This window comes from Flavobacterium sp., from assembly GCF_036741995.1.
In the GTDB taxonomy this organism is placed as follows: domain Bacteria; phylum Bacteroidota; class Bacteroidia; order Flavobacteriales; family Flavobacteriaceae; genus Flavobacterium.
The window spans coordinates 20,430-31,031 of sequence record NZ_DAINRG010000029.1; the positions used below are offsets into that span (position 1 = coordinate 20,430).

A 10,602-nucleotide genomic window follows, 5' to 3' on the forward strand; every position below is an offset into this window, starting at 1 on the left:
ATTTGTGTTTTAATTTACTCCAATATTACTACCTAATTCCTATTCGCGATTATGACTTAAATCATATAAAAGCTTGTTTTTCAGCAGTTATTTTGCATAGCAATCAAAGTCGTTTTCCGGTTTTGATTTTCAAGTGTTTATCATTAAAAAAATGGAAATGAAAAAAGTAAAAGAAGCCATACTAAAATTGAAAAAAGCCAAAAACGCCATCATCTTGGCGCATTATTATCAGGAGCCCGACATACAGGAAATAGCCGACTATGTGGGAGATAGTTTAGGCCTGTCGCAAGAAGCCGTCAAAGCTAATGCGGATATTATCTTGTTTGCCGGCGTACACTTCATGGCCGAAACAGCCAAAATTTTGAACCCGAATAAAAAAGTAATTCTTCCGGATTTAGCGACAGGTTGTTCATTGGCCGAATCCTGTCCGCCCGAAATTTTCAAAAAATTCATAGACGCTCATCCGGATCATATTGTTATTACTTATGTCAACTGCTCGGCTGAGATTAAAGCCATGAGTCATTTGGTTTGTACTTCTTCCAATGCGGTTAAAATAGTGTCTTCGGTTCCCAAAAACATTCCGATTATTTTTGCTCCCGATAAAAATTTGGGGCGCTACATTGAACAGGAAACCGGAAGAAAAATGGTGTTATGGGATGGTTCCTGCGTAGTACACGAAGCTTTTTCCCTAGACAAATTGATTGCGCTCCATAAAAAACATCCGAATGCCAAAATCATTGCACATCCTGAATCGGAAGCGCATATCCTGGAAACCGCTGCTTATATTGGCTCAACCTCCGGTATGATTGCCTTTGTAAAGACCAATCCGGCCGAAGAATTCATCGTGGCTACTGAAGCCGGCATCCTTTATAAAATGCAACAAGAAGTTCCCGACAAACTATTGATTCCGGCACCGGCTCAGGAAAACAATACCTGTGCCTGCAGCGAATGTGGTTTTATGAAAATGAATACGTTGCAGAAAGTATATGACTGTTTGCTAAACGAAACTCCCGAAATTATAGTCTCCAAAAAAATCAGAACTAAAGCATTACTTCCTATTGAACGCATGCTTGAATTATCCCACTAATGATACATACCAATTACTTAATTATAGGCTCCGGAATAGCCGGACTAACTTTTGCTCTGAAAATAGCGAATAAATATCCGGAAAGATCCGTTACTATAGTTACCAAATCCAATGCCGAAGAATCCAATACCAAATATGCACAAGGTGGTATTGCTGTCGTCCAAAATGGTGGCGAGGATAGTTTTAAAAAGCACATTGAGGATACGCTGATTTGCGGCGATGGTTTGTGTGACAAAACTGTTGTGGAAATGGTGGTTACGGAAGGTCCCAAACGATTACAGGAACTAATCAATTGGGGAGCTCATTTTGATTGCAACGAAGAGGGCGTTTTAGATTTAGGTAAAGAAGGCGGCCATTCGAACAGCCGAGTGGTGCATCATAAGGACCAAACCGGTTATGAAATTGAAAGAGCCATCTTGGCACAGATTCATAAAAAAGCCAACATCACTCTTTATGATTTTCATTTTGCCTTGGAATTAATCATCAGTAATAATGAATGTCTAGGAGCTTACATTCTTGAGGAGCAAACCAATGCTATCCTAACCGTTCAATCCCATTTCACCTTACTGGCAACAGGCGGCATCGGGCAGCTTTACGGGCATACAACCAATCCGGCTATAGCTACCGGAGATGGAATTGCCATGGCCAATAGAGCGGATGCCAGCATCAAAGAAATGGAATTTATTCAGTTTCATCCCACCGCTTTATACAACCCCAATTTAAGTGCTACTTTTTTAATTTCAGAGGCTGTTCGCGGTTTTGGCGCTTGCCTGAGAACCAAAGACGGTGAGCAATTTATGTTGGCCTATGATAAAAGAGGTGATTTGGCTTCCAGGGATATAGTGTCGCAAAGCATTGAAAAAGAATTAAAAAAGTCGGGGGACGTTTGTGTTTATTTGGATTGTACTCATTTGAATAGCCAAGCATTCCAAGAGCACTTCCCTATGATTTATGAGAATTGTAAACTTTTGAATATCGATATTGAAAAAGATTGGATTCCGGTGATACCGGCGCAACATTATTTGTGTGGCGGGATTTCGGTCGACAAGTATGGGCAAACTTCTGTAACCAACTTATTTGCCTGTGGGGAATGTTCCCAAACCGGTCTTCACGGAGCGAATCGCTTGGCTTCCAATTCGCTGTTAGAAGCTTTGGTTTATGCTAGTAACATTTACGATTTCATTGCCCATAAAACGGTAGAAAACACCATTGGTAACAATATCATACCAACATGGAAATCCAATACCGGAAAAGTCATCAACGCCGAATTTATTGTGAAAATGAAATCTGAATTGCAGTTGCTGATGCAAAAAAATGCCGGGATAGTTCGGAATACGAATGATTTGTTTAGGGCGCAGATGCAGCTTAAAATTTGGCAAAACCAAGTGTCAGGCATGGAAAAGCAACACCGAATCTCTAAAGATTTTTATGAATTAAAAAACATGATAACCGTTGGTATCCTCATAGTAGAACAGTCGATTCAGAGAAAAGAAAACCGCGGTGGCTTTGTAAAGGAATCACTTATTTTACAATCCTCCGATTCTGACTAAGCTTCCCAGCACCAACATGGTTACTCCGATAAGTGTTACCAGAATAATTTGAACAGCCGCTTTGGGAAGACTTTTGGAAGTGAGTTTCGGAAATAAAAACAACTGCGCATTAACCGCCAATCCTACTGTTAGTAGAAACAAAATCAATTTAAGGGAAACAACTTTTTCAATAGCATCCGTAAAGGAAAACCATTTGGTAATGGTGATATCATAATCATACGCCATCAATATTCCGGTTGTTGCTAAAACAATCAATGCCGGCATACCAATGGGTTCAAACTTGTCTTTGAAGTTTTGAATGATAGTGACATCCTTTTTCTTTAGAGCTTCAGGCAAAAACCGCAGCGAAAGAAACAAATGTCCCCCAACCCATATCGTTGCAGCCAATAAATGTGTTATCAAAAGAAGCTGATGGTACATTAGTTCAACGTTTTATACATCATTAACGAAGCTATGTTCATCGCTCTGTTTTTAATTTCTTCGGCTTTTGGACCTTCAAAAAGTTTGTCTACTGTAGCAGTAAACAAAGTGGTCCAATGAGCAAAATGCTCCGCGGTCATAGTGCTTTTTTGATGCAATTCTTTGTGTTTCATCATGGGATTGCCGTTGTAATTAGCCGTACAAAACAGAATGTTCTCCCAAAAATCATACATTTTTGGCAAATGTTCTTCCCAATTTACGCGGGCTACCTCGGTAAACAAATACCCTATGACAGCATCTGTTTTTACTTTATTGTAAAAGGTATTGACTAATTTTTCAATATCCTTTCTGTTTCTGATATCAGTTTTCATCTTTATAAATCTTTACTGTTGAATTTTTTAAGCGAAATGAAAAATGGAATGATTACCCACAGGCAAAGCAATAAGAAGGAAACAATCAAACCGATTGTGGTACCGAAAAAGTCTTTAAAAATAGCTCCGGTATAGCCCATCATGGCAGAAACATCAAGATGCAATAAAATCTGAATTCGGGCCAAATCTATCGGGCTCAAAGCGGTAACACCTACCATGGCATTCTCAATAGGATAATCGGAAAACTGGAATAATAAAAACAATACCATACCATCAAAAAGCAAAGCAAAGTACAGCCAAGTCATAATGGCAATTCCGATTCCTTTGGCTTTATCGCGAGTCATTATCGAACTCAGAAAAGCCAAAGCCACGAATACAACCGAGATTAAGCATCCTACAATAAGCATCATCAATCCTACACCATCGGGTGAATTAATTAATAACGGAATGCCGGCACCAACAAAAAAGGCCAGTACCATGGCCAACGAAAGTCCGAAAAACAAACTCAACCAAATCTTTCTTCGCTTAATGGGCTGGCTCAACAACAGCTCAATAAACTCCGAACTGTTGTATAAATAAATCGTCGAGAACAATATAGAAACTAAGGGAACTGTGAACAAAATCACGTTCAACACAGTCAGTATTCCTTTGGCGGAATTGTCTTCGAGCGCAAAAGAACTCCACGATAATACAGCCAGAATAAGGGTGTATCCCAACACTATTTTGTTCTTCAGGATGTCGAGCAAAATGATTTTAATGATTCTGTTCATCTTTATTTTTCTTTAATATTTGAGCAATCGCTTTGGATATTTTATCTTCTTTGGTTTCTGATTTCAGCAGCTCCACTTTTTTATGGAAATAGACCTTTCCGTCTTGCATAAAAATAATCTCGGTAATCAAATCATCCAGTTCGCTTAACAAGTGAGAGGTGATAAAAATGAGCTTGCCTTTGTCTTTTTCTTTGATGATTTTCTCTTTCAGGATTTCCGAAGCCAACGGATCTAAACCTGCGGTGGGTTCATCCAGAATCAAAACATCGGGATTGAACAAAAAGGCCAACACCGCGCTGACCTTTTGGGTAGTTCCACCTGAGAGCGTTCTCATTTTTTTGTCGAACATTTTTTCCAACTCAAATGCTTTTAACAAGTCTTCATCCAATTCGTTGGTTGTATTTCTGATTTTTTTGATCATCTCGATAATCTGACCAATAGTCATATTATCCGGATAACGGCCAATTTGTGGCATATAGCCAATGTTTTCGCGGTACAAATACTCTTTCAGTACGGTTTTTCCGTTGAACTCTATCGAACCTTTATCGGGCAAAACCATACCGAGTATTGACTTTATTAAGGTGGTTTTTCCACAGCCGTTGGGGCCAATCAATGCAATACATTCGCCTTTTTTACAGGACAGGCTCACATCCGAAAGCACTTCGAGTTTGCCAAATTTTTTATAAATATTTTTTATTTCAATCATAGCGGTAGCGACTTCATTAGGGGCGTTTTATCAACAAAATTATCGGGTGTTATGCTGGGCAATACTTTTTCGGATTTGTCCAAAAGGGTAATCATAAAGCTTCGGTAAAGCAACATGGTCGAAGCATTTTTTTCGGTCAGCACCGCAAATAAACTCAACGGATGGTAAGGCACATCGCCTACTCCGTTTTTATCCAAATCATAGCCTTCGTATTTGTCCCAATAATTGCTGTTAAAAGTGTTTAATACCAAGCTGCCGTTGGTACTGATATCAAACGTGTTTTTAAGGTAATTGTTGTTTACGATTTCGTTTTCCATGCAACTGGCCTGAATTTTCATGCCCCAGCCATTGGATACAAAATCGTTTTTTTCGACTTTAATGCGGGAAGTGCCTTCCATATAAATTCCGGTAGTATTTTTGATAAATTTATTATTAAAAATATAACCGTCGGCAATTTCCTTGAGCAATAAACCATAAGCGGAATCGCCCCAGTTTTCTTCAAAAGTATTGTTGAACATTTTCACACTTTTGGAAAACATCACAGCTACTCCTGCGCCATTGTTTTTAAACAAATTAGTGATATAGGAATCGTCATTGGAAAACATAAAATGCAAGCCATAGCGAATGTTTTCGGTAGAAATATTACGCCAAATGACCGAATTGGTTACGAATTCAAAATAAATCCCGTCGCGATGTCCGGAAACCGTGTTGCCAATAATTTGCAGGTTATCACTTTTCCAACAATGAATGCCGTTGCCGATAAGCTGCTCCTGGGTTCCGTGCGAAACGATGGTGTTTCCTTTTACGATACTATTGGTACAGTTTTGAAGATAAATGCCAAAGAAATTATTGTCAAGGCGATTGTTATAGATTCGGGCAAAGGTTCGATTGTACACCTTTATACCGCAAGGATCATCCAATGCCGCAAAGCCTGAGTTGATAATTCTAAAACCCTGAACTACTACACTATCAGCCTTTACAGATAAGACTTCTCCTTTTTTTTGAGCGTCTAAGATGGGATATCCTTTTCCTAAAAAAACAATCTTTTTGTTGATGACGATGTTTCCTTCTCTATACAATCCTTTGTGAACCATAAGGGTGTCACCATCTTTAGATAGTGTAATAGCCTGCCGAATACTTTTCACAGGATATTGAGTTCCAACGTGAATGGTATTGGCCATTAGTGTTGGAAGCATAAAAAAGAAATAAGCTATATAGCTGACATTTTTCATTTAGTAGCTGCTGTAAAGTTCTTTCCAGGATAACAATACTGCGTTGTATTTTGCCTGATAATCCTGTGCTTCTTTTTTGGAAGTAAAGGCAATAGCATTCCCATGCATCGGACTATTGATGCTACCTCCTTTTAAGAAATAGCATTTTTCAGCAGGAATTAGTGCATTATCCATTAAGTAATCACAAACAAAAAAAGCTTTATAAGGGACCACAGTATTTGAAGTAGCAAAATGAATCATACAGGCCACATCATCAAATTTGTAATATCGGCCTTTTTGTGTAACGAGTTCGGCTCCGTATTGTCCGTTGGCGATTGTCATTTTACAAAAATCGCAAGCATCCGAATTTAATTGCAACGGTTTTGGCTCTCCCGAAACACAGGAAGCTAGTACTATTGAAACTAAAAGAAGTAAGGCTGACTTTTTCATGAGACAATTATTTTTTCTTTAGCAAGTTATATTCTTTGACCACAATAACCAAAAGCAACACCGCAGCTCCGGTCATCAACCATCCTCCCGTATCCGGAATGGAATAGGCTCCAAAGTTCAGTAGTTGTTTATATCCCAGTAACGGTGGTTGATACGCCATGCCCGGAACTTTGATAGCAGCATTGGGATCTAAATTATGTCCGTATTGATAGTTCCATCGATAAAAATCAACAGCCGCTAAAAGAATGAAAACCATATAGGTAATCAAAAAGATTTTTACGCCTTTACGTTTATTCACAAAAACCAAAAGCAAAGAAACCAAGGCAAATAGACCGAAAACAACAGGCAATATTTTGAACTCGGGGAAGTTTTCGGTATGCAGGGTTGACATGCCTATGTAATGATTCAATCCGTTAATGATATCGACATCACCTCCTATTTTGTTGGCAAATAACTGCAACACTAATCCTTCCGGGTATTGTGGTGCTTGCAATTCTATTCGCCACATCGGCACAAAAAGTGAACCGGCAAAGAGTGCTGCTACTATCAAAAGTAAGGCTTTTGACAGGATGGAAATTTTTTGAGTTTTCATAATTGAAAAGTAAAAAGGAGCAATTTAAAATTGCTCCTTTGATGAAATGTTTTTTATTTTTGGGTTGTTGGAGCGGGTAAATTAGTTCCCAAACTAAAACTTATCGGAACATTACTACCGGTTGGAGACACTCTTATATAGCCTTGCATTTCTTGGTGCAATGCACTACAGAAATCGGTACAATAGAATGGGAAAATACCAACTTTATCCGGATTCCATTTGAGTGTAGCGGTTTCACCCGGCATGATTAGCAACTCCGCATTACTGGAACCTTTGATAGCAAATCCGTGAGGAACATCCCAGTCTTGCTCTAAGTTAGTAATATGGAAGTACACTTCGTCACCCATTTTTATGCCTTCAATATTATCCGGTGCAAAGTGAGAACGGATACAAGTCATGTACACATCAATACGTTTTCCGTTGCGAACTACTTTAGTTTCTTTTTCTCCTTTGGTTACAAACGGATGTTTGTTATCCTCCAATTTATAGAATTTGAGCTGTCCGTTATTTCGAATCAGATCTGCCGGTGCTGCTTGCGCATAATGCGGTTCTCCAATCGTTGGGAAATCCAATATTAACTGCATTTTATCGCCACTGATATCAAAGATTTGTGCCGATTGTGCTAACTCAGGACCTGTTGGCAAATAACGGTCTTTGGTAATTTTATTATAAGCGATTAAGTATTTTCCAAATGGTTTTTTACTGTCACCACCAGGGATACATAAGTGACCCACAGAATAGTAAGTCGGAACTCTGTCTAACACTTTAAGTGATTTAATATCCCATTTTACCACTTCAGAAGACACAAAGAAAGTAGTGTAAGCATTTCCTTTTCCGTCAAACTCAGTATGTAATGGTCCTAAGCCCGGTTTTTGAACTTCTCCGTGAAGTGCTGCTTCGTATTTCACTACAGGAATTCCGTCATATTCTCCTTCGAATTGTTTGGTTTTGATAGCGTTCATTAATTTATCAAAACTAAATACCGGAATTAAGGCAGCCAGTTTCCCTGAGCCTACAATGTATTCTCCTGTTGGATCAACATCACAACCGTGAGGTGATTTCGGACAAGGAATCATGTAACAGATGTCTTTTAATTCTTTAGAATCTAAAATCAGTACTTGGGTTTTAATTTCTGACGTTGCCGTATGAGTACTTTCGTTGTAAACATTGTGCGCATATCGGGTTGGTGTCAGTTTGCCTTTTCCGGCTTTGATATATTCTTCTGCTTTTTTCCAGTTTACTGCCATGATAAAGTCTTTGTCTTTTTGTGAAGCATTAACTTCCAGCAGTGTATTAGCTTGTTCTGTATTGTAGCAAGAAAAGAAGAACCAGCCATGTGATTTTCCTTTACCGGCGTGGGACAAGTCAAAGTTCACTCCCGGACATTGAATTTGGAAAGCAATATCCATCTGTCCTTCTTTGCCCACTTTTACGAAACTTAAATGACCTTTAAAGTTTTGTTTGTAGGTATTAATAGGCACATCACCATTAGAATTATCAGCTGGTACACTGAAACGGGTTCCGGCTACTACATACTCTGTGTTTTCGGTAATGAAAGGTGAAGAGTGATTTCCGGCACTGTTAGGTAACTCGATAATTTCTTTAGTCGTGAATGTTTTTAAATCGATACGGGCAATACGCGGTGTATTATTGGCATTACCAAATACCCAACGTCCGTCTACTTCTCCATTGGTTTGCGACATTTCGGTATGATGCAAATCATCCCAAGGTACAAATCCGTGTGACGTGTTTAACATGGGTTTGGTTTCTTCATTATATCCATAGCCTTTTTCAGGATCTACAGAGAATACGGGGATTACTCTAAACAATCTTCCGCTTGGCAAGCCATACACGCTCATTTGGCCACTAAAACCGCCTGAAACGAAGTTATAGAATTCATCATATTTTCCCGGTGCTACATAAGCCTTTTGAGCCGCATCACCACTCACGGCATCGCCAGAGTTTTTGGGTTTACAAGAAGTGAACAAAGCACTCCCCATCGCAATAGCAACTATTGCTTTTACAACTGTATTTTTCATTTTAGTATTGGATTAGGTTAACAATCTTTTGTTTGAACAAGACTGCTTTTGTGTTTACTTAACGCCGTCGATTTTTCTCATATACTCCAAAATATTTCGGGCTTCTGTATCGTTTAATCCTTGGTTTGGCATACGAACTAAGCAAATTTCTAATTGTGCCTGTACTTTTGGATCTTTGTTAATCATTGGGTCTGGATTGGTGATGAAATTCAAAATCCATTCCGGTTTGTGACGTGATGTAACGCCATGCCAACCCGGTCCGACTAATTTTTCATCCGTAGGTTTGTGGCAGGAAGTACATTTTACACCAGCTACTTTTTCGCCTTCAGTAGCCATGGCTTGGTCAAGAGTAGCTCCTAAATCAACCTTATCATATTTCCCTTCTCCTCTGTTAGGGTCATAAGAAGCCGGATCGGCTGTAGTGGTTGCTTCAGTTGTTGTAGGTTTTGAAAAATCGTCGCCTGATTGTTCTTTTTTGCCACAAGATATAACCAACAATCCCATAGCAATAAATAATGATACTTTGTACATGATAATTCTGTTTTAAAATTTCTTCAACAAAGTTCAATATTAAACAAATGTTAAAATATGACTGAAATCATAACTTTGAAAATTTCAGTAAAATAATTAATGACGAGCATCTTATCCGGAATAACTTCCTAAACTTCCTATCCTAATTATTATAGAATACAACAATAATTAAAAAGTCAGAGCGAAAGACTAATTATGATATATATCATTTTTCATGTTGCAACATATAGTGAATTTTGTTCCAATAAATGGGCTGTACTTAATTTTACAAATGAAAACCAACGAAAGTCTACCATTAAAAGTAGCTAATCAACTCAAGAAAGATCCGCTTCTAAAGGATGCCGAAATTGCTGTAGAGCTCTACAGCCACGAGGTTATTGTTAGTGGTAAAGTCAATAAATTTTTCAAAAAAGCCTTGGCCTGCAAGATTGTGAGTGAAATTACCGGAATTAAAAGTGTAATCGATCGTATTGAGGTACAGTTAATCAATCCGGATCAATTCAATGACGAGATTATCACAAAAGCCATAGTAGAAAAATTTGAGAAAAATTTTGGCAACTCCTATAAAAACATTGAGATTTCCATAAAAAACGGCCATGTTACTCTTGAAGGAACGTTAAAATGGAAGTACCAAAAAATGCTGGCAACTGATTGTATCACTTATTTAGAAGGCATCGTTTCGATTCAAAATAACATTGCAGTCGGCACGGTTTCTGAACCTATCATTAGCGAAAAAGATATTTTGGCTGCCATTTACAAAGAAAAATCCATTATCTCTGATATCAGTGTGGACGTTAACGGGCGAAAAGTAATCGTGGCCGGAAATGTACCATCCACATTCCAAAAAAATCTCATTGAAAAAATTGTGCGCAGCG

12 protein-coding genes are annotated in these 10,602 nt (G+C 38.5%); 3 read left to right on the plus strand and 9 right to left on the minus strand.

Going from position 1 to position 10,602, the window contains the following annotated elements:
* The first annotated feature begins 157 nt into the window (after positions 1–157).
* Both nadA and nadB read left to right on the plus strand, forming a co-directional pair.
* Positions 158–1,087 carry a quinolinate synthase NadA gene (gene nadA / locus V7D82_RS09470; RefSeq protein WP_333600735.1) on the plus strand — a complete coding sequence of 310 codons (930 nt, stop codon included), beginning with the start codon at positions 158–160 and terminating at the stop codon, positions 1,085–1,087.
* Positions 1,087–2,637: an L-aspartate oxidase gene (gene nadB / locus V7D82_RS09475; RefSeq protein ID WP_333600736.1), complete on the plus strand. Its 1,551-nt coding sequence runs from the start codon at positions 1,087–1,089 to the stop codon at positions 2,635–2,637. Before nadA ends, nadB begins: the two co-directional genes overlap by 1 nt.
* Here nadB and V7D82_RS09480 read toward each other — a convergent pair.
* Genes V7D82_RS09480 through V7D82_RS09520 form a run of 9 tightly spaced genes read right to left on the minus strand, consistent with a single transcriptional unit; the run spans position 2,614 to position 9,727 of the window.
* On the minus strand, positions 2,614–3,057 hold the full coding sequence (locus V7D82_RS09480) for a copper resistance protein CopD (protein WP_333600737.1): 444 nt from the start codon (positions 3,055–3,057) through the stop codon (positions 2,614–2,616). The two genes, nadB and V7D82_RS09480, sit on opposite strands and share 24 nt — an antisense overlap.
* On the minus strand, positions 3,057–3,428 hold the full coding sequence (locus tag V7D82_RS09485) for a group III truncated hemoglobin (protein WP_333600738.1): 372 nt from the start codon (positions 3,426–3,428) through the stop codon (positions 3,057–3,059). The genes V7D82_RS09480 and V7D82_RS09485 overlap by 1 nt, the downstream gene beginning before the upstream one ends.
* Before the next feature lie 2 nt (positions 3,429–3,430).
* A complete protein-coding gene (locus V7D82_RS09490; RefSeq protein WP_333600739.1) occupies positions 3,431–4,198 on the minus strand; it encodes an ABC transporter permease subunit in 768 nt (255 codons plus the stop codon).
* On the minus strand, positions 4,182–4,904 hold the full coding sequence (locus V7D82_RS09495; protein ID WP_333600740.1) for an ABC transporter ATP-binding protein: 723 nt from the start codon (positions 4,902–4,904) through the stop codon (positions 4,182–4,184). The genes V7D82_RS09490 and V7D82_RS09495 overlap by 17 nt, the downstream gene beginning before the upstream one ends.
* Entirely contained in the window at positions 4,901–6,136 is a 1,236-nt protein-coding gene (locus V7D82_RS09500; RefSeq protein WP_333600741.1) for a nitrous oxide reductase family maturation protein NosD, read from the minus strand. The genes V7D82_RS09495 and V7D82_RS09500 overlap by 4 nt, the downstream gene beginning before the upstream one ends.
* Positions 6,137–6,565 (minus strand): nitrous oxide reductase accessory protein NosL, encoded by a 429-nt coding sequence (locus V7D82_RS09505; protein ID WP_333600742.1) that lies wholly within the window; start codon positions 6,563–6,565, stop codon positions 6,137–6,139.
* 7 nt (positions 6,566–6,572) lie between these two features.
* Complete coding sequence (locus V7D82_RS09510; protein ID WP_333600743.1) at positions 6,573–7,157, minus strand: hypothetical protein; 585 nt, start codon at positions 7,155–7,157, stop codon at positions 6,573–6,575.
* Between the two features lie 53 nt (positions 7,158–7,210).
* On the minus strand, positions 7,211–9,196 hold the full coding sequence (nosZ, locus tag V7D82_RS09515; protein ID WP_333600744.1) for a Sec-dependent nitrous-oxide reductase: 1,986 nt from the start codon (positions 9,194–9,196) through the stop codon (positions 7,211–7,213).
* A 54-nt stretch (positions 9,197–9,250) separates the two neighbouring features.
* The gene (locus V7D82_RS09520; protein WP_333600745.1) at positions 9,251–9,727 is read right to left on the minus strand and encodes a c-type cytochrome; all 477 of its coding nucleotides are present in this window, start codon (positions 9,725–9,727) and stop codon (positions 9,251–9,253) included.
* 271 nt (positions 9,728–9,998) lie between these two features.
* Here V7D82_RS09520 and V7D82_RS09525 point away from each other — a divergent pair.
* Positions 9,999–10,602, plus strand: a 604-nt coding sequence (locus V7D82_RS09525; protein WP_333600746.1) for a BON domain-containing protein, incomplete at its 3' end; no start/stop codon positions are given.

What these genes read in the sequence shown, in the direction of transcription:
- nadA (WP_333600735.1), top strand. Translation starts at nt 158, where the DNA reads ATGAAAAAAGTAAAAGAAGCCATACTAAAATTGAAAAAAGCCAAAAAC.
- nadB (WP_333600736.1), top strand. Translation starts at nt 1,087, where the DNA reads ATGATACATACCAATTACTTAATTATAGGCTCCGGAATAGCCGGACTA.
- V7D82_RS09480 (WP_333600737.1), bottom strand. Translation starts at nt 3,057, where the DNA reads ATGTACCATCAGCTTCTTTTGATAACACATTTATTGGCTGCAACGATA.
- V7D82_RS09485 (WP_333600738.1), bottom strand. Translation starts at nt 3,428, where the DNA reads ATGAAAACTGATATCAGAAACAGAAAGGATATTGAAAAATTAGTCAAT.
- V7D82_RS09490 (WP_333600739.1), bottom strand. Translation starts at nt 4,198, where the DNA reads ATGAACAGAATCATTAAAATCATTTTGCTCGACATCCTGAAGAACAAA.
- V7D82_RS09495 (WP_333600740.1), bottom strand. Translation starts at nt 4,904, where the DNA reads ATGATTGAAATAAAAAATATTTATAAAAAATTTGGCAAACTCGAAGTG.
- V7D82_RS09500 (WP_333600741.1), bottom strand. Translation starts at nt 6,136, where the DNA reads ATGAAAAATGTCAGCTATATAGCTTATTTCTTTTTTATGCTTCCAACA.
- V7D82_RS09505 (WP_333600742.1), bottom strand. Translation starts at nt 6,565, where the DNA reads ATGAAAAAGTCAGCCTTACTTCTTTTAGTTTCAATAGTACTAGCTTCC.
- V7D82_RS09510 (WP_333600743.1), bottom strand. Translation starts at nt 7,157, where the DNA reads ATGAAAACTCAAAAAATTTCCATCCTGTCAAAAGCCTTACTTTTGATA.
- nosZ (WP_333600744.1), bottom strand. Translation starts at nt 9,196, where the DNA reads ATGAAAAATACAGTTGTAAAAGCAATAGTTGCTATTGCGATGGGGAGT.
- V7D82_RS09520 (WP_333600745.1), bottom strand. Translation starts at nt 9,727, where the DNA reads ATGTACAAAGTATCATTATTTATTGCTATGGGATTGTTGGTTATATCT.